At 53.3% G+C, this 22,684-nt stretch carries 22 protein-coding genes; 13 read left to right on the forward strand and 9 right to left on the reverse strand.

What is annotated here, in order from left to right; all coding sequences use genetic code 11:
* Window positions 1–78: 78 nt before the first annotated feature.
* Window positions 79–519: a lactoylglutathione lyase gene (gloA, locus tag Q3Y58_RS04630; protein WP_319621226.1), complete on the reverse strand. Its 441-nt coding sequence runs from the start codon at window positions 517–519 to the stop codon at window positions 79–81.
* A gap of 436 nt (window positions 520–955) precedes the next feature.
* Here gloA and Q3Y58_RS04635 point away from each other — a divergent pair, with 436 nt between their 5' ends.
* Window positions 956–1,537: a cold-shock protein gene (locus Q3Y58_RS04635; RefSeq protein WP_274216854.1), complete on the forward strand. Its 582-nt coding sequence runs from the start codon at window positions 956–958 to the stop codon at window positions 1,535–1,537.
* Window positions 1,538–1,660: 123 nt separating this feature from the next.
* Window positions 1,661–2,134 (forward strand): DUF192 domain-containing protein, encoded by a 474-nt coding sequence (locus tag Q3Y58_RS04640; RefSeq protein ID WP_319621227.1) that lies wholly within the window; start codon window positions 1,661–1,663, stop codon window positions 2,132–2,134.
* 74 nt (window positions 2,135–2,208) lie between these two features.
* On the opposite strand, the gene galE is transcribed toward Q3Y58_RS04640, so the two are convergent.
* Complete coding sequence (gene galE / locus Q3Y58_RS04645; RefSeq protein ID WP_319621228.1) at window positions 2,209–3,201, reverse strand: UDP-glucose 4-epimerase GalE; 993 nt, start codon at window positions 3,199–3,201, stop codon at window positions 2,209–2,211.
* Between the two features lie 80 nt (window positions 3,202–3,281).
* Window positions 3,282–3,914, reverse strand: coding sequence for a MarC family protein (locus tag Q3Y58_RS04650; RefSeq protein WP_274216858.1), 633 nt, complete (start codon window positions 3,912–3,914; stop codon window positions 3,282–3,284).
* A 342-nt stretch (window positions 3,915–4,256) separates the two neighbouring features.
* On the opposite strand from Q3Y58_RS04650, the gene gyrA reads away from it, so the two are divergent.
* Window positions 4,257–6,971, forward strand: a complete 2,715-nt coding sequence (gyrA, locus tag Q3Y58_RS04655) for a DNA gyrase subunit A (RefSeq protein ID WP_413697783.1) — start codon at window positions 4,257–4,259, stop codon at window positions 6,969–6,971.
* A gap of 62 nt (window positions 6,972–7,033) precedes the next feature.
* Here the strand turns inward: gyrA and Q3Y58_RS04660 are convergent, their stop codons facing one another.
* Window positions 7,034–7,333 (reverse strand): hypothetical protein, encoded by a 300-nt coding sequence (locus Q3Y58_RS04660; RefSeq protein ID WP_319621229.1) that lies wholly within the window; start codon window positions 7,331–7,333, stop codon window positions 7,034–7,036.
* A gap of 753 nt (window positions 7,334–8,086) precedes the next feature.
* On the opposite strand from Q3Y58_RS04660, the gene coaD reads away from it, so the two are divergent.
* From coaD to tgt, 5 genes are all read left to right on the forward strand, one after another.
* A complete protein-coding gene (gene coaD, locus Q3Y58_RS04665) occupies window positions 8,087–8,584 on the forward strand; it encodes a pantetheine-phosphate adenylyltransferase (protein WP_319621230.1) in 498 nt (165 codons plus the stop codon).
* 74 nt (window positions 8,585–8,658) lie between these two features.
* Entirely contained in the window at window positions 8,659–9,162 is a 504-nt protein-coding gene (locus Q3Y58_RS04670; protein ID WP_274217412.1) for a peptidylprolyl isomerase, read from the forward strand.
* 58 nt (window positions 9,163–9,220) lie between these two features.
* The gene (locus Q3Y58_RS04675; RefSeq protein WP_319621249.1) at window positions 9,221–9,682 is read left to right on the forward strand and encodes a peptidylprolyl isomerase; all 462 of its coding nucleotides are present in this window, start codon (window positions 9,221–9,223) and stop codon (window positions 9,680–9,682) included.
* A gap of 247 nt (window positions 9,683–9,929) precedes the next feature.
* Window positions 9,930–11,012 carry a tRNA preQ1(34) S-adenosylmethionine ribosyltransferase-isomerase QueA gene (gene queA, locus Q3Y58_RS04680; protein ID WP_319621231.1) on the forward strand — a complete coding sequence of 361 codons (1,083 nt, stop codon included), beginning with the start codon at window positions 9,930–9,932 and terminating at the stop codon, window positions 11,010–11,012.
* Window positions 11,012–12,175: a tRNA guanosine(34) transglycosylase Tgt gene (gene tgt / locus Q3Y58_RS04685; protein ID WP_319621232.1), complete on the forward strand. Its 1,164-nt coding sequence runs from the start codon at window positions 11,012–11,014 to the stop codon at window positions 12,173–12,175. The genes queA and tgt overlap by 1 nt, the downstream gene beginning before the upstream one ends.
* A gap of 15 nt (window positions 12,176–12,190) precedes the next feature.
* Here tgt and Q3Y58_RS04690 read toward each other — a convergent pair whose 3' ends face one another.
* The 4 genes from Q3Y58_RS04690 to galU form a co-directional block, all read right to left on the reverse strand.
* Window positions 12,191–12,619, reverse strand: coding sequence for a DUF4864 domain-containing protein (locus Q3Y58_RS04690; protein WP_274216864.1), 429 nt, complete (start codon window positions 12,617–12,619; stop codon window positions 12,191–12,193).
* 100 nt (window positions 12,620–12,719) lie between these two features.
* Window positions 12,720–14,006 (reverse strand): nucleotide sugar dehydrogenase, encoded by a 1,287-nt coding sequence (locus tag Q3Y58_RS04695; protein ID WP_319621233.1) that lies wholly within the window; start codon window positions 14,004–14,006, stop codon window positions 12,720–12,722.
* Window positions 14,007–14,025: 19 nt separating this feature from the next.
* The gene (locus Q3Y58_RS04700; protein ID WP_319621234.1) at window positions 14,026–15,036 is read right to left on the reverse strand and encodes an NAD-dependent epimerase; all 1,011 of its coding nucleotides are present in this window, start codon (window positions 15,034–15,036) and stop codon (window positions 14,026–14,028) included.
* 29 nt (window positions 15,037–15,065) lie between these two features.
* On the reverse strand, window positions 15,066–15,944 hold the full coding sequence (galU, locus tag Q3Y58_RS04705; RefSeq protein ID WP_274216867.1) for a UTP--glucose-1-phosphate uridylyltransferase GalU: 879 nt from the start codon (window positions 15,942–15,944) through the stop codon (window positions 15,066–15,068).
* Window positions 15,945–16,141: 197 nt separating this feature from the next.
* Between galU and cysQ the strand changes: the two genes are divergently transcribed.
* From cysQ to eno, 5 genes are all read left to right on the forward strand, one after another.
* The gene (gene cysQ / locus Q3Y58_RS04710) at window positions 16,142–16,954 is read left to right on the forward strand and encodes a 3'(2'),5'-bisphosphate nucleotidase CysQ (RefSeq protein ID WP_319621236.1); all 813 of its coding nucleotides are present in this window, start codon (window positions 16,142–16,144) and stop codon (window positions 16,952–16,954) included.
* 75 nt (window positions 16,955–17,029) lie between these two features.
* Entirely contained in the window at window positions 17,030–17,938 is a 909-nt protein-coding gene (gene cysD, locus Q3Y58_RS04715) for a sulfate adenylyltransferase subunit CysD (RefSeq protein WP_319621238.1), read from the forward strand.
* Window positions 17,938–19,860, forward strand: a complete 1,923-nt coding sequence (gene cysN, locus Q3Y58_RS04720; RefSeq protein ID WP_319621239.1) for a sulfate adenylyltransferase subunit CysN — start codon at window positions 17,938–17,940, stop codon at window positions 19,858–19,860. Before cysD ends, cysN begins: the two co-directional genes overlap by 1 nt.
* 117 nt (window positions 19,861–19,977) lie before the next feature.
* Complete coding sequence (gene kdsA, locus Q3Y58_RS04725; RefSeq protein WP_274216873.1) at window positions 19,978–20,826, forward strand: 3-deoxy-8-phosphooctulonate synthase; 849 nt, start codon at window positions 19,978–19,980, stop codon at window positions 20,824–20,826.
* Window positions 20,827–21,012: 186 nt separating this feature from the next.
* The gene (eno, locus tag Q3Y58_RS04730; RefSeq protein ID WP_274216874.1) at window positions 21,013–22,287 is read left to right on the forward strand and encodes a phosphopyruvate hydratase; all 1,275 of its coding nucleotides are present in this window, start codon (window positions 21,013–21,015) and stop codon (window positions 22,285–22,287) included.
* An 83-nt stretch (window positions 22,288–22,370) separates the two neighbouring features.
* On the opposite strand, the gene Q3Y58_RS04735 is transcribed toward eno, so the two are convergent.
* Window positions 22,371–22,682 (reverse strand): hypothetical protein, encoded by a 312-nt coding sequence (locus Q3Y58_RS04735; protein WP_319621241.1) that lies wholly within the window; start codon window positions 22,680–22,682, stop codon window positions 22,371–22,373.
* Window positions 22,683–22,684 lie beyond the last annotated feature (2 nt).

Genomic DNA, 22,684 nt, shown 5'->3' on the forward strand with positions numbered 1-22,684 from the left:
CTAGGGAAGGGGCGTTGATAATTCGCATAGAAAAAGCGCGACTGATCAGCCGCGCCCTCTCGTTCAGATCAGGATCTGTTACCAAGTGCCGGTGTTGGCCATGGATGCCCATGGTTCTTGAGGCTCAATGGGCCCACCCTTCTGGATCAACTCGATGGAGATGCCATCTGGTGACTTGATAAAGGCCATATAGCCGTCACGTGGCGGGCGGTTGATGGTTACACCTTTGCCCTGCAGTTCAGCACATGTCTTGTAAATATCGTCCACCATGTAGGCGAGGTGACCAAAGTTACGTCCTCCGGTGTATTCCTCCGGATCCCAGTTGTAGGTCAGCTCGAGCAAGGGTGCTTTGGTCTCACTTGCCGTCTCCTTGTCTTGGGGCGCAGCCAGGAAGACAAGAGTGAAACGACCCTTTTCGCTTTCGGATCGACGTACTTCTTCAAGGCCGAGCTTGTTGCAATAGAAATCGAGGGACTCGTCCAGATCTTTGACCCGAACCATCGTATGTAGGTAACGCATTAAGTCAGCCCTTTATTTGGAGTGAGATACTGTTACGCTCTGGGAATATAAAAGAGCGCGGCTGGATATCAATGCATGCTAAAGTGAAGCAGGTGACCTTTAGGGTAAAACCATGAGAAAGCACCTTCCGCTAAAGTCACTTTCGCAGAATAAACTGGTTAATACGAAGTGATCCACAAACTTACCCTGATCTATCCACCAATTCAGGATGTGTAGGATGTGCTAATCTTGTAATCAGTACTCCATAAGACCTACTGGATCTTGTGCCTACTGTGAGAAAAAGAACAAAACAGCAGGGGATCATTTAAGCTTTTTTAATTTTTCATCTGGAGCAGCCGTTGGCGAATGATATCCTCGAAGGCGAGGAATCAATCAGGATCGCATTCCCTGTACGGACTGATTGGTCTTGATGCGGCAACGACTACGGGGCATTAAAATGGCTATAAAAACGACGCCTGAAACAGGTTTCGTTGAAGATGTGAGCGACGACGTAGCAGTTGACGTTCTGCAGATTGGCGGAACGATCAAGTGGTTCGACGTCGGCAAAGGCTTCGGATTCATAAAACCAGATAACGATTTGCCGGATGTACTGTTGCATGTGACTTGCTTACGTCGGGATGGATTTCAGACAGCATACGAAGGGGCCCGTGTTGTCTGTGAAGTTCTGAATCGACCACGCGGCTTGCAGGCAATGCGCATTTTGTCCATGGACGAAAGCACAGCTGTTCATCCGTCACAGCTTCCTCCATCGCGTACACACGTGCAGGTGGTTCCGGAAGGTGGTTTTGTAGAGGCTGAGGTGAAGTGGTTTAACCGGGTAAAGGGCTTCGGCTTCCTGACCCGTGGTGAAGGCACTGAAGACATTTTCATTCACATGGAAACACTGCGGCGCTATGGCATCACCGAGCTACGTCCTGGGCAAAAGGTTCAGGTTCGTTTTGGCGATGGCCCAAAGGGCAAGATGGCAGCAGAGGTACGTCCGATGGGACTGGGGATTCATATTCCTGCCTCTCATTGATGCTTTGTAGCGACTGGAAACTTTTCTTTCAGAGGCCGAAAGAGAACTCCAGTCGTTCTGGCCAGTCCGTTTCAGCTTGGCGGCACGAAACTGATTGGCAGCGTAAAGTGAAAAGAGTTGAGTTTGATCCGTTCTATCCTTGGTAGCTTTGGGATTTTGGTTGCTCTATGGGCGACGCTGTTCTCTTCATGGGCATCTGAGGTGAAAGTGCGCGAGCTCGATCTGGTGACTGCGCGGGGAACCCACGCGTTCACTGTCGAACTTGCGGAAACACCTGAGGCTCGCGGGAAGGGGCTCATGTATCGCAAGAGCCTGCCTGAAAACCACGGCATGCTTTTCATTTTCGAGCGCACCCGGGATCAGCTTTTTTGGATGAAGAACACGCCTCTGCCCTTGGACATCATCTTTTTGACGGATGATTGGCGTGTACACCACGTTCATGAGAATGCAGAGCCCTTTTCTGAGTCTGTAATCTCATCACGCGGGCCCGTTCGCTACGTTGTGGAGTTCGAGGCAGGTATGGCTACGCGCACCGGCTTGAGCCGTGGTGATCAGTTCCGCTTGGGCGTTGAGGTTTTTGAAGTGCCAACCCGATAGTAGTCAACGACGGGTAGAAATTTAAAAGGCCGCTTGAGAGCGGCCTTTTGTATCTAGATCCGGTTCAGGCGGGCTTAGACCTCAGCATTGCGCTGAGAGAGCTTCTTTTCCCAGTTCAAAGCATGCTCCACGATCTTAGGCAGGTCGTTGTGCTTTGGTTTCCAACTCAGTTCCTTAAGCACGCGATCATTCTTGGCGACCACCTTGGGGCTGTCACCAGGACGGCGTGGTTGTTCAACAACCTTAAAGTCAACACCAGAAACGGCTTTCACAGCTTCGATGACCTGTCGCACGGAGTAGCCTTCGCCGTAGCCACAGTTCATTACGAGGCTGTTTCCGCCGTCACGCAGCCGGTTCAGTGCAAGGTAGTGGGCGCCAACCAAATCGCTGACGTGGATGTAGTCGCGCACGCCCGTTCCATCCGGCGTGTCAAAATCCGTTCCAAAGATGCCGAGTTCGCTACGCTTTCCGAGAGCAGCCTCTGAGGCCACCTTTATCAAATGGGTCGCATTCTTTGTTGATTGGCCGGTTCGTCCCTCGGGATCGGCGCCAGCCACGTTGAAGTAGCGCAGAGCTGTGTAGCGGAAGTCGTGCGCTGCAGCAACGTCGCTCAACATGAGTTCCGTCATGAGCTTTGACGTACCATAGGGGGAAAGAGGGCGCAGTGGGGCGTCCTCATCCACTGGAACCGTTTCCGGGTCGCCATACACAGCGGCAGTCGAGGAGAAGATGAACTTGCCGACGCCGTGATGTACACATGCTTCGATCAACTCGCGGGAGTTGGCGGTGTTGTTCTTGTAGTACTTGAGCGGATCAGACACGGATTCTGGAACGATGATCGAGCCAGCAAAGTGTATGACTCCTTCAATGGAATGCTCGGTTAACACCTTGTCCAACAGCGTTCGATCACCAATGTCACCCCGTATCAGGGGAACGTCACCTGGCAATGCCCACTCAAAGCCGGTCGAGAGGTTGTCGATGACAACAACCTTTTCTCCTGCATCTTTAAGCAGCCAGGTCATGTGGCTACCGATATATCCAGCACCGCCTGTCACCAGAATGGCCATTTTAACGTCCTTTGGTTTTAAACCTATTTTGCATTCAGGTTATTGGCGCAATTGTTTCGCAAAGGTTGACGATAGCGGAATTAGAAATGGGCTTCGATCAAATTGAACAGACCATCTGCAACAAACTGCACAGAGAGCGCAGCCAGAAGTACACCGAACAATCGTGTGATGATCAACTGAACCGTGGAGCCCATCACCTTCTCAATCTTGTCTGCAAGAATGAAAACGAAAAAGGTGATGATGAGAACAACCAACATGACCGCCAGAAGGCCCATGATGCCAGCTGCGCCCGGCGCCTGTGCTGTCAGCAGGATCAATGCTGAAATGGAAGCTGGACCGGCAATGAGGGGGATTGCCAGCGGGAACACAGCAACGTGTGAAAGGTCGTTATCCTCTTCCACCGCTTTCTCTGCGCTCTCTGCTTTGCGCTTGGTGCGATGTTCGAACACCATCTCGACGGCAATGATGAAAAGCAGCAAGCCCCCAGCTACCTGAAATGCGGGCTGTGAAATGCCAAGCACACTCAGGACTGATTGACCGGCGACAAAGAAGACCATCAGTGTTGCGGTAGAAATGATAATGGTTTTGATAGCAATTGATCGGCGTTCTGCTGTGGTTGCGCCTGCAGTTACAGCCAAGAACATGGGGGCCAGGCCGATTGGATCGATGGTCACAAACAGCATTGCGAAGGAGTTGGTGAGGAAGTCGAGCAAGGCTCTCTCCTGAGTCAGTAGTATAGCCAATATCGGTATTGGTTTGTCGCTAACAAATCCGTATGAAACTAGCAACACGAACCCCGGAAACCGGTGATTTTCATTTGTGCTTTGATGGCTAAGCGGTGCCTTTGCGGTGGATAACGCAACCTATTAAAAATGCCCTGTGATCTCTTGAGGTTACGGGGGCTAGGGAATTTGGAGATCGCCATTGAATCGGCTATAACCTAGCTCAAATTAACTCAACGAAATTAATGAGAATATTCCTTGGCAGATCAGGACAATAGCACCCCTGAGGGTGGTCTCCCCAGCGATATCAAGCCTATTTCCATTTCGGAGGAAATGAAGCGCAGTTATCTCGATTACGCCATGAGTGTTATCGTGAGTCGTGCGCTGCCAGATGTGCGAGACGGTCTTAAGCCCGTGCACCGGCGCATCTTGTATTCCATGCATGAAAATGGCTACGAGTGGAACAAGCCTTATCGCAAGTCCGCCCGTGTTGTCGGTGACGTGATGGGTAAATACCACCCGCACGGTGACAGCGCCATTTACGATGCGCTGGTTCGCATGGCGCAGGATTTCTCAATGCGTCTGCCACTCGTGGACGGTCAGGGTAACTTTGGTTCTGTTGACGGTGATCCGGCTGCAGCCATGCGTTACACCGAATGTCGCCTTGAGAAGGTGGCGCATACGCAGCTGTCTGATATTGACAAGGACACTGTCGATTTTCATGAGAACTATGATCAGTCCGAGACTGAACCGGAAGTGCTGCCTGCACGCTATCCCAACCTTCTTGTAAATGGTGCGGGTGGTATTGCGGTTGGTATGGCAACCAACATTCCGCCGCACAATTTGGGAGAGGTGATTGATGGTGCGATTGCTCTGATTGAGCGTCCCGACATCACGCTGCCAGAGCTCATGGAGATCATTCCAGGGCCGGATTTCCCGACAGGTGGTTTGATCCTTGGTCGCGCAGGCATTCGCAGTGCCTATGAAAATGGCCGCGGTTCCGTTGTCATGCGCGGCAAGGTCGACATTGAAGAGACCCGTAGCGGCCGTGAAAGCCTTATCATCACCGAGATTCCGTATCAGGTGAACAAGGCTTCCATGATCGAGAAGATCGCTGAGCTTGTTCGAGAAAAGCGTATTGAGGGTATTTCGGACATTCGCGACGAATCCGACCGTCAGGGCATGCGCGTTGTTATTGAGCTGAAGAAGGACGCCGTTGCTGACGTGATCCTGAACCAGCTCTATCGCTTCTCGCAGTTGCAGCAGTCATTTGGCGCCAACATGGTGGCTCTGAATGGTGGCCGTCCAGAGCAGATGAACCTTCAGGACATGCTTCGGGCATTTGTCCATTTCCGCGAGGAAGTGGTCAATCGCCGCACGCGTTTCCTTCTGAACAAGGCGCGCGACCGCGCCCACGTTCTCGTTGGTCTTGCTATTGCGACTGCCAACATTGACGAAGTCATTCAGCTCATCCGTACTGCGCCAGATCCTGCCACAGCTCGTGCCCAATTGATGGAGCGTAACTGGCCGGCAAAGGATGTAACGCCGCTCATTCAACTGATTGATGATCCGCGCCACCGCGTTCAGGAGGACGGAACCTATAAGCTCTCCGAGGAACAGGCCCGAGCGATCCTTGAGTTGCGCCTGCAACGCCTGACTGCTCTTGGCCGGGACGAGATCGGCGACGAGCTTGATGGCCTTGGTAATGAAATCAAGGACTATCTGGATATTCTCCGCTCACGTGAGCGGGTTTTCGAGATTGTTCGCAACGAGCTTGAAGAGGTCAAAAACGAATTTGCCACCCCGCGCCGTACGGAAATCACCGAGGGCGGCGGAGATCTGGACGATGAAGATCTGATCCAACGTGAAGACATGGTCGTGACTGTGAGCCACGGGGGCTACATCAAGCGTGTGCCTCTTGACACTTATCGGGCACAGCGTCGTGGTGGCAAGGGTCGTTCCGGCATGCAGACCAAGGATGAGGATTTCGTCACCCGTCTATTCGTTGCCAATACGCACACGCCGGTCCTGTTCTTCTCTTCGCGCGGAATCGCCTACAAGATGAAGGTATGGCGTCTGCCGTTGTCCAGCCCGCAGGCGCGCGGCAAGGCCTTGATCAACCTTCTGCCACTGGAGCCAGGTGAAAACATCACCAGCATCTTGCCACTTCCTGAGGATGAGGAGACTTGGGCAGAGCTGGACGTAATGTTCGCGACGACACGCGGTACAGTGCGTCGGAACAAGCTCTCAGACTTTGCTCAGATCAACAAGAACGGCAAGATCGCCATGAAGCTCGAAGAGGGCGATGGCATCGTGAACGTCATGACCTGCACCGAGCAAGATGACGTTCTGCTCACGACTGCAGCCGGTCAGTGCATTCGCTTCCCAACGACAGATGTGCGTGTCTTCACCGGCCGTAACTCTGTTGGTGTTCGCGGCATTGCGCTTGCTGATCAGGACCGCGTCATCTCCATGACCATTCTGCGTCATTTCGAGAGCGATTCAGATGAGCGTGCCGCGTTCCTCAAGCTGTCCCGTCAAATGCGCGGAGAAACAGATGAGGGTGAGGAAAACGGCGCGGTGGCGAATGGGGCTGGCATCAGTCAGGAGCGCTACATCGAGATGAGCGCTGCCGAGCAGATCATCCTTACGATTTCCGAGGAGGGGTATGGCAAACGTACATCCTCCTTTGAATATCGGACGACAGGCCGCGGCGGTAAAGGCATTGTTGCAATGGCGGTGAACCAGCGCAATGGCCAGCTGGTCAGCTCCTTCCACTGCGAAGAAAGCGATGAAATCATGCTCGTCACCAACGGTGGTCAGTTGATCCGCTGTCCGGTCAACGGCATTCGTATCGCGGGCCGCTCTACTCAGGGTGTCATCGTCTTCAAGACCTCAAAGGGCGAGAAGGTGGTCGCCGTGGAACGCATCAGCGACGTTGAAGGCAATGGCGACAGTGCCATTGATCTGGATGCCGAAGGCGAAGGGCCCGAGAGCCCTGATGCGCCCGAGGCACCTGAAGCTCCACAGGACGGCTCTGACGAGTAAGCGCCTGAACTGCTTTGATTTATGACAGATTACGGGGCCTATCGGGCCCCGTTTTCGTAGGATCAACCGTTCTGTTGAGCTTGTGCCAGAATGGAAAGCTGCTGTGCTTCCACGCGGGTTTCCTCAACAAAACTTCCCGGTATCGGCTGTGTTATCGCCTCAACATACCGGTCCTGTTTTAACGTGCTGCTGGTTGCGCAAAGGACTATGTCACTGTTGACCGGTGTCGTCTTGCTCTGCTCTTCAGCTGTGCCGGGCAGGGCGCTGAACACGAGTGTTGAAAGAACCAAAGCAGTTAAGAGAGCGGTTGTTCGCTCCCTGATGCACGGGATCGTTTGGTGTGGAACGTGCGCGTATGCCATGTCACCCCCTGTTGTTTATCGGGTGCCGGCCCCTGTGCGGTCTTCCAGCTCTACTGGGGCTGGCTGTTGGCCCTTTTTTATGGCCATGCGCTCATACTAGGGGTTTATGCGCAGTATTGCTCTGCTACCTATTTCTACAGGAAACGAGAGTCGGACAATGTTGCGCAGAAAACACAAGCCGTGGTGCGCAAACGATTTGCAACACACATCCTATGCACATAAGGGGAGCGGGGCCCGTGAGGGCCCCGCAAGACAAATAGAGAGGTTTTTTGAGGATTAGGACCCTGCTTGGGAGCAGAGAAATCTCTTTACCAACCCCGTTGTGTCAGGGGTTTTGTCGTTATGTTGATATCGGGCCAGGAATGATTTGCTCAATGACATCAACATATTGGTCTTTTGATCGGAGCAATCTGCAAAACCGGGGGGCGCCGGTCACATGCAAACTCCTGGGCTCCGTTTAGAGGAAGTGCTGAAAGACAGGGGCAGTCTTGGCAGCACTTTGATGGGGGATGTTGCCGGACACTTGTTGTTTTGGGGGGCTATTTTTGTCCAGCACCTCTAAAGTTCGCTTGACTGTGATAATATTGAAATCCCGATCAAGTGCTGTGATAGCCGTCACAAAAAGCCTTCTTTTAAGAAAGTGGTTCTTCGCACAATTTCCGGTTGGTTCCCCTGTTGTTTTCCGTAGGCATTGATTGTTAAGGTCCAGCCCAAGGGTTCGGGCCGAACCATCCAAGAACAGGGCTGGTAGATATGAAGCGAATTGCACTTTATCCGGGATCATTTGACCCAATGACCTTTGGCCATTTGGATATATTGGAGCAGTCACTTAGTCTGGCCGATGAAGTGATTGTGGCAATTGGCATTCATCCCGGAAAAGAGCCGCTTTTCAGCTTTGAAGATCGCGTGGCAATGATTGATGAAGCTTGCCATGAGGCCTTTGGCGATGTCGAGGCCAAGCGCATCCGCTGTATCTCATTCACCGGCCTGGTGATTGAGGCCGCCAAAGAGTACGGCTCCAAGATCCTGGTTCGCGGCCTTAGAGACTCCACAGATCTCAATTACGAAATGCAGATGGCAGGCATGAACGGAACATTAGCACCTGAAGTTAAAACCGTGTTCTTGCCCAGTTCACCGCCAATGCGGCCCATAACGGCCACATTGGTTCGTCAAATCGCGAAAATGGGCGGCGACTATGCGCCCTTCGTCCCGAAATGCGTGGTTGGTCGTCTTCAGGCACGCTTTTCCTAATAACCGCGTATCAATTCAGCTTTACCCAAAAGAAGGAACCAACAGTGGCTCGCTTATTTGCTGTAATTGCCGTGATGTTCGCATCGCTCTTTGGAACTTCGGCAGCATTTTCTCAGGATCTGGAAAACACTCTTTATCTGGACCTGAAGGACGGACGCGTTGAAATTCAGCTGCGGCCAGATCTTGCTCCAATGCACGTTGAACGCATTAAGCAGCTGACCCGCGATGGCTTTTACGACGGCATCGTCTTTCACCGTGTGATTGATGGTTTCATGGCTCAGACTGGCGACCCGACCGGCACCGGTCGTGGTGGTTCCGATCTGCCAGACCTGAAGGCAGAGTTTTCTCAAGAGCCATTCAAGCGCGGGACACTCGGCATGGCGCGCGCCTCCAATCCGAACAGTGCAAACTCTCAGTTCTTCATCATGTTCGCGGATGGTGCCTTCCTTAACGGCCAATACACCGTTTTTGGTGAGGTCATCTCCGGCATGGAACACGTTGACAAGATCAAGCGTGGGGAACCTGTCCAAAACCCGGATAAAATCATCAAGATGCAGGTTGCGGCTGATGCCCAATAAGGGCTAAGTGGTGCACCGTAAATTTTCACAGGAACTCAAGGAATAGCCCGTGGCTGACATTAAAGATCCAGAAAACACCCTGCTGATGGAAACAACACAGGGTAATGTTGTCATCGAGATGCGCCCAGACTTGGCACCAACACACGTGGCTCGCATCAAGGAACTGGTGCGTGACGGCTTTTACGACGGCATCGTCTTCCACCGTGTGATCGATGGCTTCATGGCTCAGACTGGCGATCCAAACGGCACCGGCACGGGCGGTTCCGGCAAGAAGCTGGCTGCTGAATTCTCCAGCGAAAAGCACGTTCGCGGAACTTGCTCCATGGCACGCGCAATGGATCCAAACTCTGCTGACAGCCAGTTCTTCATCTGCTTTGAAGATGCCTCTTGGCTTGATGGCCAGTATACCGTTTGGGGTCAGGTCATCGAAGGCATGGAAAACGTCGACAAGATCAAGCGCGGCGAACCAGTCCAGAATCCTGACAAGATGGTTTCTGTAAAGGTTGCTGCTGACGCCTAATTTGGCGGATTGCAGCTAGTTTCTTCAGAGGCGGTGGCCCTTCAAAAGGCTGCCGCCTTTGTTTTTGGAAGGTGCACTCCGGTTCCTGTTGACCATATGGCTTATTCCACGCTAAACCCCACACCGTTCTTGGGGTTTGGGCTGGTGACAGCGGCTCACCTCAAACATTTCCAACAGAGAACAAATCAACACGCGTCTGGCGATCTTTCAAAGTGTGCCGGACGTTTAGCCCTGAACAAGGCGACTAATGCGCGTAGACGATTTTGATTTTGACCTTCCCACGGAAAACATCGCACTGCGGCCTGTAAAACCGCGGGATGCTTCCCGCATGCTTGTGGTGCGTCCGGGAGCCGATCAGCTTATTGAGGACAGTGCCGTGCTGTCACTGCCAGACCTTTTGGAACCTGGCGATGCACTGGTCTTCAACAACACCAAGGTAATCCCAGCTCAGCTATTGGGCTTCAGGGACCGAGACGGAGTTCGGGCCAAGGTAGGCGTGACTTTGCACCAGAAGGTGAGTGCCAATGAATGGCGTGCCTTTGTGAAGCCTGCGAAGAAGCTCAGACTGGACGATACGGTCAAGTTTTATGGCAATGATGATGGTGAAGATGAGCTAAAGCTCTCCGCTCTCATCTGCGAGAAATCCGAGGCTGGAGATCTTTTGCTGCGCTTTGACAAGAGCGCCGGTGAGTTGGACGCGGCCATCGCGGAAGTTGGCCATATCCCATTACCACCTTACATCGCTTCAAAGCGAGCGGAGGATGCGCAGGACCGGGAAGATTATCAGACAGTCTATGCTGAGCACAAAGGTGCTGTGGCGGCACCAACGGCAGGGCTACATTTCACCGATCGCCTGTTTGATGCTCTGAAAAAACGCGGCATCGAAAGCCACTTTGTGACCCTTCATGTGGGGGCAGGTACGTTTCTTCCTGTCAAAGTAGACAAGACTGAAGATCACAAAATGCATCATGAATGGGGTGAGATCTCTGAAGAGACCGCCCAGAAGCTCAATGAAATTCGTGCTCGCGGAAATAAAGTGGTTGCCGTTGGCACCACATCGCTTCGCATTCTTGAGAGCGCAACGGGCGATGACAAAGTCGTCAAGCCGATTTCTGGCAGCACAGATATCTTCATCACACCGGGCTACAAGTTTAAGGCGATTGATGGCCTGATGACCAACTTTCATTTGCCGAAGTCTACGCTGTTCATGCTGGTGAGCGCGTTCTCCGGCTTGGAGGAGATGCGCGCCGCATACACCTTTGCCATCGAAAACGGCTATCGGTTCTACAGTTATGGCGACAGCTCTCTCCTGTTTCCCAAAGGTGATTAATGAGTGAACAAACCCAAGCGCGGTTTTCCTTCAAGCTGCTAAAGACAGATGGCGGTGCCCGCCGTGGTGAAATCAACACGCCACATGGTGTTGTCCGCACGCCGGCTTTCATGCCGGTTGGAACGCAAGCAACGGTTAAAGCCATGTACCCGGAACAGGTCCGAGATCTTGGCGCCGATGTTATTTTGGGCAACACCTATCACTTGATGTTGCGACCAACGGCTGAGCGTGTTGCAAAGCTCGGCGGCCTGCACAAGTTCATGAACTGGCCGCATACGATCTTGACGGACTCCGGTGGCTTTCAGGTGATGTCATTGGCACAGCTCCGCAAGATGAGCGAGGAGGGGGTTACCTTCCGATCTCATCATGATGGCTCCGTTCATGAGATGAGCCCTGAGAGGTCCATCGAAATTCAGGGGCTGCTTGGCGCTGACATTCAGATGCAGCTTGACCAGTGCATTGCATTGCCTGCCGAGCGCAGCGAGATTGAGGAAGCCATGCAGCTTTCCCTCCGTTGGGCAGAGCGCTCTCGCACTCAGTTTGAAAAAATGGGTGGACCTGAAAAGGGGCAGGGTCTCTACGGCATCGTTCAAGGCGGCGACAATCCCGAACTGCGTGTTCAGTCTGCCAAAGCACTGGGTGACATGCCGTTCGAAGGCTACTCGGTTGGTGGTCTGGCCGTTGGTGAACCTCAGGAAGTCATGCTCAAAATGCTGGAGGTCACTACTCCGGTAATGCCGGTTGACAAGCCACGCTACCTGATGGGCGTCGGCACACCAGAGGACATTTTGGAAAGCGTTGCCCGCGGGATTGATCAGTTCGACTGTGTGATGCCAACGCGCGCTGGTCGGCATGGCCTGGCGTACACACGCTTCGGCAAGGTGAATCTGAAAAACGCACGCCATTCAGAGGATCCGCGCCCGCTGGACGAGGCTTCAAGTTGCCCGGCCACGCGTGAGTATTCACGCGCTTACCTGCACCATCTGGTCCGTGTGAATGAGGGCCTTGCTGCAATGCTCCTGACTTGGAACAATCTGGCTTACTACCAGTATCTCATGCAGGGCATTCGCGATGCAATTGATGCAGGTACCTTTGAAGAATTCCGTCAGAAAACCAAGGAAGATTGGGCCCGAGGAGACATCGAGCCCTATGTCTGGTCCTAGGCCACATGGAGGCAGTCAGCTTGCGGTTGACTGCCTTTTTTGCAGCATCACGCCGTTGATCTTCCAAATGCCATCTTGCTGCTGGTTCAGCTTGTAAATGCCGAGCCAGGACTCTCCGTCGGTGTCGCTCAGCCAAACCTCTTGAAACAGAGTTCCATCGGTTTCGACAGTGCGTCCGAAACCAATATCTTGAGCGGTCAAAAGTGGCTGATATCCTGCGCGTACCATCTCGATGAAGTCGCGGGGTGATGGAAACTGTGCCTTGATGGCGCTTGCTGCGTAGCTGTAGGCCTTGGCTGCATCGCTGCGTTTGAGCGCTTCGATCTGCTCAAGTATGATTGACTTGATTTGCTTGCCAGCGGTTAACTCGTCGGCCTGTGCCTTAATGGGGTGCGCGGTGATGCCTGCGAGGATAAGCAGAAGCGCAAGTACGGTGTGGCGCATCTCTTCGGTCCCTGTTTTTTATGCCATATACCCTAACGTAACATAGGGCGTGAGGCTAGAGACCCAAGAGAAGAATGCAGTCAGAGAACGCAGTGCGTCATCACAAGCGCCACAACTCCACTTGATCGGGCTTTTCTTTGCGGCAAAGTTTGTCGTGCAGATCTGCAACAAACACGCGCCCTTCTGCCGAGAAGGGCAAAACAGACGCCCAAGCGGTTTCCTTGTTCAGAAGAAGGCTGTGCGGTACGGCAAGCACGACGGCATCAGCTGGAACTGCTTCTGATGCCAGTGTTAGCGCCAAACCGTACTCCTCCTGAACTTCTGCTGGATCTGCGAGAGGATCGATGATCTGCACGTCTGCGCCAAACTTTTGCAGCTCGCGCACCAGATCGACCACCTTTGAGTTGCGCGTATCGGGTACGTCCGCCTTGTAGGTGATTCCCAGAACCGTAATTCTCGGCGGCATCTGGCGGCCCAGGCGCACACACCCTTGAATGATCTCACCGGCCACAAACCGGCTCATGCCTTCATTGGTGCCGCGGCCCGCCAATATCACCTGGGGTGAAAAACCCAGCTCGTAGGCTTTGTGCGTCAAATAGTAGGGATCGACGCCAATGCAGTGGCCACCCACAAGGCCTGGCTTGAAAGGCAGGAAATTCCATTTTGTCCCAGCGCCTTCGAGCACATCGCGGGTATCAATGCCCATACTATTGAAAAGCATGGCAAGTTCATTCATGAGCGCAATGTTCAAGTCGCGCTGTGTGTTCTCGATGACCTTGGCTGCCTCTGCAACCCGAATGCTCGGTGCCCTGTGAATGCCAGCGGTAACAACTGTGCCGTACAGCTCACTCAAGGTGTTCAGAGCTGCCTCAGAGGAGGCTGAAACGATCTTGAGAATGCTTTCAAAAGTATGCTCAGTGTCGCCCGGATTAATGCGCTCAGGGGAGTAGCCAACCTCAAAGTCAACTTTAAACTTGAGCCCGCTTTGCGCCTCAAGAATGGGCACTGCAATTTCTTCGGTCGCGCCGGGAAAAACGGTCGACTCAAATACGACAATGTCGCCGCGCTTCATCTGGCTGCCGACAGTTTCAGCTGCTTTTTCCAATGGTTTGAGATCTGGCCGCTTTGCCTGATCGACGGGGGTTGGCACTGCGACAATGTGAATGTTCGCGCGCTTCAGGTCTTCAGGGTTTGCTGTCAGTTGCAGACGGTTGTTTGCAAGGCTGGATGGTTCAACAGATCCGGTGACATCATGACCTGCTTTCAGGGAAGCTATGCGTGCTTCATTGATGTCAAACCCGATGGTCGAGAAACCCTTGTTTGCAAATGCGCATGCAACAGGCAGGCCCACATAGCCAAGCCCAACAACTGAGACTGTCAAAGACATTGAATTCCTCTGACGGCTTTTAAACGCCGTAGTATTCGCGGTACCACTTCACAAAGGCGGCGACGCCGTCTTCAACACTGGTCTGGGGTTTAAACCCAGTGATGTCAATAAGATCTGTTACGTCTGCCCAAGTAGCAGCTACATCGCCCGGCTGGAAAGGCAAGAGTTCGCGTTTTGCCGTTTTGCCCAGAGCCTTCTCAATGGCCGCAAGATAGGTGAGGAGCTCAACAGGTTCGTTGTTGCCAATGTTGCAGATGCGATAGGGCGCACTGCTTGTTGCTGGGTCGGCTGCAACTGCATCCCACTCCGCATCCGCCTGCGGTGGAACGAAGCTGACGCGAACAATGCCCTCTACGATATCGTCGATGTATGTGAAGTCTCGCACCATGTTGCCGCCATTGAAAAGCGGCACTGGCTTGTCTTCCAGGATGGCTTTGGTGAACTTGAAGAGCGCCATGTCCGGCCGCCCCCAAGGCCCATAGACGGTGAAGAAGCGCAGGCCCGTGCACGGAATGGAAAACAGATGCGCATAAGAATGCGCCATCGCTTCATTCGCCTTTTTCGTGGCAGCGTAAAATGACACTGGATGGTTGCCACCTTTGTGAGGTGACAACGGCATGTCCTTGTCGAGTCCAAACACGGACGACGTGGATGCGTAAACGAGATGCTTGACGGGATGAGCGCGCACGCCTTCAAGGATATTCAGGAAGCCGGTTACGTTTGAGTCCACGTAACTTTGAGGTTCTTCTAATGAATATCTTACACCCGCCTGAGCTGCCAGATGGATCACGTAGTCTGGCTTGGCCTCGGCGAAGACCTTCATTACAGCGTCGCGGTCTTGCAGGTAAACGCGGCTTTCTTCGAAATGGTTAGATCCTTGAAGCCTTTTGAGACGGTTCTCTTTCAGATTGACATCGTAGTAGTCGGTTACCGCGTCAAGACCAATGACGTGATAGCCCAATTCGAGCAACCTCAGGGCCACGGCGTTGCCAATGAAACCCGCCGTGCCCGTCACAAGGATCTTTTCCATCTAACTCAATCTCGTAGAAGGCGCTTCGCCTAGTTTTTCAGCAGCTTTTCCAGGAGAGGGCGCACTTCAGCGGCCAACTCCTCATTGTCCATTGCATAGGCAATATTCGCCGCGAGGAAGCCCGCTTTCGAGCCGCAGTCATAGGTCTCACCGGTATACTCAACGCCGAAGAAATCCTGTTTGCCCATCAACGTGAGCATTGCGTCCGTCAGCTGGATCTCGCCTCCTGCACCGGTGGCCTGATTTTCCAGAAGGCCAAAGATCTCGGGTTGCAAGATGTAGCGGCCATTTATGTAAAGATTGCTTGGCGCAGTTCCTGGCGCGGGCTTTTCAACCATGCCCGTTACTTTGAACGTGCCGTCTGCCATGGGTTCTGATCGCTCGATAATGCCGTAATTCTGCGTTTGATCCCATGGCACTTCTTCGACAGAAATCACGTTGCCGCCATTCTTTTCGTAGGCTTCGACCATCTGAGCCAGGCAGCCTTTTTCCGACTTCATGACCATATCCGGAAGAAGCACGGCAAACGGCTCGTTGCCAATGATTTCACGGGCACACCAGACCGCATGTCCTAGACCCAGAGGCTCCTGCTGACGGGTGAAGCTGGTGCTGCCCGCTGCGGGCCGCATGTCTTCCAGCAGGCCTAGAGCCGCCTTTTTGCCGCGGCTGCTCAGGGTTTCTTCCAGCTCATATGCAATATCAAAGTGGTCTTCGATGACGTGCTTGTTGCGGCCAGTCACGAAGACGATGTGCTCAATACCCGCTGCAAGCGCTTCGTCGACAACATACTGAACAATTGGCCGATCCACGACAGTCAGCATCTCCTTCGGCACAGCTTTGGTGGCTGGCAAAAAGCGGGTCCCAAGACCTGCAACGGGAAGAACTGCTTTGCGAATTGTTTTGCTCATATCGGCCTCATTGTTACTAATGTACCTCGGTTTTGATAGGCGCTTCCGCTGCCCTTGGTCAATGCTTTGAATTGTTTCATGGCATTTCGTCCGGTGAAAGCTGTGAAACCTGTCTAATAATGACTCGCGTAGGTCATATGGGCTCAATAGTGTTGCCCGGCTTAAGTATAACTCTTCCATACCGTTGGATCTCGAAGATGATTGAGAAATTCAAAGAAGCCGCCTTGGTCGCTGGTCAAGAAGCCATGAAGATTTATGAGACTGATTTTATGGTGGAGGACAAAGAGGATGGCTCACCGGTTACCATAGCCGACCAGGCTGCTGAAGATGTCATCATCAAGATTCTTGGAGAGGCCTTTCCAGATCTGACGGTGATTGGCGAAGAAAGCACCGCTGCGGGCAAGGTTCCTGAAACCTGCAACCGCTTTGTTATCGTTGATCCAATTGATGGCACGAAAGAGTTCATCAAGAAGAATGGCGAGTTCACGGTCAACATCGGCTTGATTGAGGACGGAGTCGCCATCGCAGGGGTCGTATATGCGCCAGCGCTGGGAGAACTCTATTGGGGCGACTGCCACAACGGGGCATTCAAGGCGACAGTTGAGAACAACAAGATCGTTTCAACGAAACCCATTCGCTCCCGCGGCCTTGATGAGAATAATGTTGTTGTGCTGGCAAGCCGTTCACATCGCACACCAGAAACCCAGTCCCTGATCGACCGCCTTGGCAATGTCGAGGTGATGGCTGCTGGCTCGTCTCTCAAATTTTGCAGATTGGCTGAAGGAGCCGCTGACTTTTATCCGCGCCTAAGTCCCACAATGGAATGGGATACCGCTGCTGGGCAGGCGGTTCTAACGGCAGCCGGTGGCGCGACAATCGTTTCCGGCGGCGAGCCTTTGCTTTACAACAAGCGCGATGAGACAAATCAGCGAGCCTTCGAAAATCCATTTTTCATTGCTGTTGGTGATGAGCAAATTATTTCCCGGTTCAGCCTGAAGACAGGTTGGTAGACTTAGGCTTCTCTGAAATATCCGTATAGCTTTCAGATCAAACATTGGTCTATGCGGTTTTATCCGGAGAATTTGATGCCGATTAATCCATCCTCGCATTTAAAGCGTCTTGAGAATGAGAGTATTCAAATCATTCGCGAGGTAGCGGCGGAGTGCCGGAATCCTGTCATGCTGTATTCCATCGGCAAGGATTCCGCCGTCATGCTGCATTTGGCGCTCAAGGCGTTTTATCCGTCCAAACCGCCGTTTCCCTTGCTCCATGTAGACACCACCTGGAAGTTTCGAGAAATGATAAGCTTCCGCGATACGATTGCGGAAAAATACGGTTTGGAACTTATCGTGCACACCAATGAGGAAGGTGTGCGGCAGGGCATCAATCCGTTTGATCATGGCTCCTCAAACTACACTCATGTGATGAAGACCGAGACGCTGAAGGCGGCTCTTACTGAACATGGGTTCGATGCAGCCTTCGGTGGGGCCCGGCGTGATGAGGAAAAGTCTCGCGCCAAGGAGCGCGTTTTTTCTTTCCGCACATCCTCCCATTCGTGGGACCCCAAAAACCAGCGTCCGGAGCTATGGAACAATTACAACGCTCGGGTAAAGCCGGGCGAGTCCATTCGTGCATTTCCGCTCTCCAATTGGACCGAACTTGATATCTGGCAGTACATTCTTGCCGAGGAAATCGACATTGTTCCCCTTTATCTGGCGGCAAGACGTCCGGTGGTGAACCGAGGCGGATTGCTGATCATGGTTGATGACGAGCGCTTCCGCTTGGAGCCAGGTGAACAGATAGAAGAGAAGATGGTTCGGTTCAGAACCCTTGGCTGTTATCCGCTCACCGCGGCAATTGAATCAGAAGCCACCACACTTCCTGAAGTGGTTCGCGAGATGCTTATTGCTCGGACCTCCGAGCGTCACGGGCGCCTTATTGACCATGACGATGCGGCCTCGATGGAAAAAAAGAAGCGGGAGGGGTATTTCTGATGAACATTAATCCGGACATCAAAGCGGAAGACTTTGCGGAGTACATTTCCTCTCAAGAAGACAAGGGGCTCTTGCGTTTTTTGACCTGCGGCAGTGTGGATGATGGCAAGTCCACTCTCATCGGGCGCTTACTTTATGACACGAAGTTGATTTTTGAGGATCAGCTCTCTGCTCTTGAACGCGACAGCAAGCGCCACGGCACCGTTGGCGAAGAGATGGATCTGGCGCTACTGGTTGACGGTCTGGAAGCAGAGCGAGAGCAGGGCATCACCATTGATGTTGCGTATCGGTTCTTTGCAACGGACAAGCGCAAGTTCATCGTTGCTGACACCCCGGGCCACGAGCAATACACCCGGAACATGGCAACGGGCGCCTCTACCGCCGATCTTGCCGTGCTGTTGGTTGATGCGCGCAAGGGCATTCTCACACAGACCAAACGCCATGCGTTTATTGCTTCTCTTCTCGGGGTACGACACGTGGTTCTGGCCCTCAACAAGATTGACCTTGTTGACTACAGCCAAGAGCGTTTTGAGGAAGTCCGCGCGGAGTTCGACCAGTTTGCGGAGAGCTTTGACTTTGACAGCGCGGTGGCCATTCCTCTTTCTGCCCGTTTTGGCGACAATGTCACGCAGCGCAGTGACAAGCTTTCATGGTTCAACGGACCGACCCTTCTCGAGCACCTGGAAACCGTTGAGGCTGAAAAGGCAGTAGAGGGCGGGCCCTTCCGGCTTCCTGTCCAGTGGGTCAATCGCCCGAACCTCAATTTTCGAGGCTTTTCAGGAACAGTGACTGGCGGTCCTATGCGGGTGGGTGACGAGATCGTCGTGGCAAACTCCGGAAAGACCACGGTCGTCGACAAGCTAGTGACCATGGATGGGGAGCTCAGCGAAGCGCCGTCAGGGCAGGCAGTAACGGTCACCTTGAAGGACGAGATCGACATTTCACGTGGTGATGTGCTGGCACCCGTCAATAATCGGCCGGATGTGTCCGATCAGTTTGCAAGCCATGTGATCTGGATGTCCGAACAGCCCATGTATCCAGGGCGACCATACCTGCTCAAGATTGCCGGGCGAACGGTTTCAGCCCAGGTCACCGAGATCAAACACAAGATTGACGTCAACACCTTCAAACACCTTGCTGGCAAGCAGCTGGAACTCAATGAGATCGCGTTTTGTAACGTGGCTTTGTCTCATCCGGTGGCGTTTGATCCCTACGAGGCCAACAAGGAGACGGGCAGCTTCATCTTGATTGACCGCATGAGCAACGAAACCGTTGCAGCGGGAATGGTGTGGTTCGGCCTTCGGCGCGCAACCAACGTGCACCGACAAGCGCTCGACATCAACAAGGCGGAGCGGGCATCGTTAAAGAACCAGCGTCCGGCCCTGCTGTGGTTTACGGGCCTGTCTGGGTCTGGCAAATCCACGATTGCGAATGCGCTTGAACTGAAACTGAGCGAGCGCGCGAAGCACACGTATGTTCTTGACGGGGACAACATTCGTCATGGGCTGAACAAGGACCTCGGCTTTACAGAGGCTGATCGGGTGGAAAACATCCGCCGGGTGGCCGAAACGGCAAAACTCTTCGTGGATGCTGGGCTGATTACGCTGGTGTCCTTTATCTCACCGTTCCGATCGGAACGCCAGCTGGCGCGGTCTTTGGTGGAAGCAGGGGAGTTCTACGAGATCCATGTAGATACGCCGCTGGAAGACTGCGCAAAACGCGATCCCAAAGGCCTTTACGCCAAGGCAAAGGCAGGAGAAATCCAGAACTTTACAGGAATCGACAGTCCTTACGAAGCGCCGGAAAACCCGGAAATTCGCGTCAGCACCGTGGGACGGACACCAGAAGACATTGCTGATGAGATTATTGATCGTCTGGAAGAAGATGGCGTTCTGGAGCGTGCACTGGAGTGGCACATTTAACTGCAGAAAACTCGGTTATCCTTGGATCAAAAGGGGCGGCATGTGCTGCCCCTTGTTTTTTCCATATTCTGCCTCTACCAGAACTACAGACGATTCTACGCTTAGGAGCCTGAAGCCGTGACCCAGCCTAATTCTGAAGTCATTGTTGGAAATGCAAAATTCTCCAACTCCGCCCCATTTGCCTTGATTGCTGGTCCTTGCCAGCTGGAAAGCCGTAATCACGCCATGGAGATGGCTCAGGCGGTAAAGGAGATCACCGACGAGCTGGGCATTGGGTATGTGTTCAAGGCTTCCTATGACAAGGCAAACCGCACCAGCCTCTCTGCGTCTCGTGGTATTGGCATGGCAAAGGGTCTGGAAGTCTTTGCGGAAATCAAGGAGACCTTTGGCCTTCCTGTGATCACCGATGTTCATGAATCCACCCACTGTGCGCCTGCTGCCGAAGTCTGCGATATTCTCCAGATTCCAGCTTATCTATGCCGACAGACCGATCTGCTTGTAGCAGCGGCTCAGACCGGTCGGGCCATCAACGTGAAAAAAGGTCAGTTTCTTGCCCCTTGGGACATGAAAAACGTTCAGACCAAGCTCGTGGAGAGTGGCAACTCGAACGTCTTGTTGTGTGAACGCGGCGCTACGTTTGGCTACAACACACTGGTTTCTGACATGCGCGCCCTGCCAATCATGGCGGCTATGGGCTCTCCAGTGGTTTTTGATGCGACGCACTCCGTGCAGCAGCCTGGTGGCCTCGGTGGTTCCTCAGGTGGTCAGCGCGAATTTGTCGCCACCTTGGCTCGTGCAGCTGTCTCCGTCGGCATTGGTGGTCTCTTCATTGAAACCCATGATGATCCGGACAACACCAAGTCCTCTGACGGACCGAACATGATTCCTTTGAACCGATTGAAAGAGCTTCTTTCCTGGCTTCAGGAGTACGACAAGATCACAAAGGCACGTAGTTTTACTCTTTGATTTCGAAAGGGTTTCGGGGTAATTACGTACCGTCATGGACATATCCACCGCGTGCAACAAAAAAATCAGCGGTGAATGTCCATTTGCTCTCAGGTTGTGAGGTTCGGCTCTTTAACTTTAGTCGGACCTCGGGTACAAGCGCAGCGAGCCAAAATTCCTCACTCGACCAGTACACTGGAGTTTTAGATGACTGCTATCATCGATATTATCGGCCGCGAAATCCTCGACAGTCGTGGTAACCCGACTGTAGAAGTCGACGTCCTTCTGGAAGACGGCTCTTTTGGCCGGGCGGCTGTTCCGTCTGGTGCCTCTACCGGTGCTTTTGAAGCTGTAGAACGCCGCGATGGCGGCGAGCGTTACCTCGGCAAGGGTGTTGAGGACGCAGTAGAAGCTGTAAACGGCGAACTGTTTGACGCTGTTGGCGGCATGGATGCTGAAGATCAGATCAAAGTTGACCGCGCTATGATCGAACTCGACGGCACCGACAACAAAGGCCGCTTGGGCGCAAACGCGATCCTCGGCGTTTCTCTGGCTGTTGCCAAGGCTGCGGCCGAAGCTTCCGGCCTGCCACTATACCGCTACATCGGTGGTTTCGGCGCACGCACTCTGCCAGTTCCAATGATGAACATCATCAATGGCGGTGAGCACGCTGACAACCCAATCGATTTCCAAGAATTCATGATCATGCCTGTTGGCGCTTCTTCCCTTCGTGAAGGCGTGCGCATGGGCGCAGAGATCTTCCACACCCTGAAGAAGGGCCTGTCTGCTGCTGGTCACAACACCAACGTTGGTGACGAGGGTGGCTTTGCTCCAGGTATCGGTTCCACCGACGAAGCCATCAGCTTTGTTCTGAAGGCAATCGAAACTGCTGGTTACACCCCAGGCGACGACGTAATGCTCGCTTTCGACGCTGCTTCCACCGAGTTCTACAAGGATGGCAAGTACAACCTGAAGGGTGAAGGCAAGGTTCTGGGTTCCGACGAAATGGTTCGTTACCTCGAAGACCTCGTCAGCAAGTACCCAGTATTCTCCATCGAAGATGGTATGGCTGAAGAAGACTGGGACGGCTGGAAGGCTCTCACAGCAGCAATCGGCGACAAGTGCCAGCTGGTTGGCGACGATCTGTTCGTGACCAACTCTGAGCGCCTGGCTCGCGGTATCGCAAACGACACTGCAAACTCCATCCTCGTGAAAGTGAACCAGATCGGTTCCCTGACCGAGACCATGGAAGCTGTAGAAATGGCGCACCGCGCATCCTACACCTCCGTCATGTCTCACCGTTCCGGTGAAACCGAAGACAACACCATTGCTGACCTCGCTGTTGCTTTCAACTGCGGCCAGATCAAGACCGGTTCCATGTCCCGTTCTGACCGTATGGCAAAGTACAACCAGCTCATTCGCATCGAAGAAGAGCTCGGCACAATGGGCATCTACGCAGGCCGTTCAATCCTGCGCAAGTAATTGGTTCGGAGCGTATCCAGACCAAACGAAAAGCCGGGTTTCGACCCGGCTTTTTTGTTGTCTGGATTTAGCCTCATGGCCGCTTAGTCAAAGCTTTTGCGAACCCACCATACCAGCCCGCAAACAAGAGCGAAGGGCAGGGCCGTGTAGCCAAAGAACAAAGGCACCATCAGCAGCCCCCAAGCGGCTATCACGCCAATAGAGTAGAGGGTGTCGCCCACGTCTACCCCCGCGATCATGCATGGATTGGGAAAGCCCTCGTGCACCATGCAATCTGTGAAATTTCCAACCAAGATCATAATGGCCACACAGCCAAGCCAGATGGCAAAGGGAAATGCCACATAGAGAATGAGGAGAATCTTTGGGCGCAGAACAGCAGCAAAAAGGCGTCGCATGG

It is taken from the genome of Nesiotobacter zosterae, assembly GCF_033843645.1.
Lineage (GTDB): Bacteria > Pseudomonadota > Alphaproteobacteria > Rhizobiales > Stappiaceae > Pseudovibrio > Pseudovibrio zosterae.

Bases quoted from the DNA above. Each gene is read 5' to 3' on its own strand.
- Q3Y58_RS04695 (WP_319621233.1), bottom strand. From the start codon at position 14,006: ATGTCTTTGACAGTCTCAGTTGTTGGGCTTGGCTATGTGGGCCTGCCT.
- eno (WP_274216874.1), top strand. From the start codon at position 21,013: ATGACTGCTATCATCGATATTATCGGCCGCGAAATCCTCGACAGTCGT.
- cysD (WP_319621238.1), top strand. From the start codon at position 17,030: ATGCCGATTAATCCATCCTCGCATTTAAAGCGTCTTGAGAATGAGAGT.
- gyrA (WP_413697783.1), top strand. From the start codon at position 4,257: ATGAAGCGCAGTTATCTCGATTACGCCATGAGTGTTATCGTGAGTCGT.
- cysQ (WP_319621236.1), top strand. From the start codon at position 16,142: ATGATTGAGAAATTCAAAGAAGCCGCCTTGGTCGCTGGTCAAGAAGCC.
- Q3Y58_RS04690 (WP_274216864.1), bottom strand. From the start codon at position 12,619: ATGCGCCACACCGTACTTGCGCTTCTGCTTATCCTCGCAGGCATCACC.
- coaD (WP_319621230.1), top strand. From the start codon at position 8,087: ATGAAGCGAATTGCACTTTATCCGGGATCATTTGACCCAATGACCTTT.
- cysN (WP_319621239.1), top strand. From the start codon at position 17,938: ATGAACATTAATCCGGACATCAAAGCGGAAGACTTTGCGGAGTACATT.
- Q3Y58_RS04670 (WP_274217412.1), top strand. From the start codon at position 8,659: ATGTTCGCATCGCTCTTTGGAACTTCGGCAGCATTTTCTCAGGATCTG.
- Q3Y58_RS04660 (WP_319621229.1), bottom strand. From the start codon at position 7,333: ATGGCATACGCGCACGTTCCACACCAAACGATCCCGTGCATCAGGGAG.
- Q3Y58_RS04735 (WP_319621241.1), bottom strand. From the start codon at position 22,682: ATGCGACGCCTTTTTGCTGCTGTTCTGCGCCCAAAGATTCTCCTCATT.
- gloA (WP_319621226.1), bottom strand. From the start codon at position 519: ATGCGTTACCTACATACGATGGTTCGGGTCAAAGATCTGGACGAGTCC.
- Q3Y58_RS04635 (WP_274216854.1), top strand. From the start codon at position 956: ATGGCTATAAAAACGACGCCTGAAACAGGTTTCGTTGAAGATGTGAGC.
- queA (WP_319621231.1), top strand. From the start codon at position 9,930: ATGCGCGTAGACGATTTTGATTTTGACCTTCCCACGGAAAACATCGCA.
- tgt (WP_319621232.1), top strand. From the start codon at position 11,012: ATGAGTGAACAAACCCAAGCGCGGTTTTCCTTCAAGCTGCTAAAGACA.
- galE (WP_319621228.1), bottom strand. From the start codon at position 3,201: ATGGCCATTCTGGTGACAGGCGGTGCTGGATATATCGGTAGCCACATG.
- galU (WP_274216867.1), bottom strand. From the start codon at position 15,944: ATGAGCAAAACAATTCGCAAAGCAGTTCTTCCCGTTGCAGGTCTTGGG.
- Q3Y58_RS04700 (WP_319621234.1), bottom strand. From the start codon at position 15,036: ATGGAAAAGATCCTTGTGACGGGCACGGCGGGTTTCATTGGCAACGCC.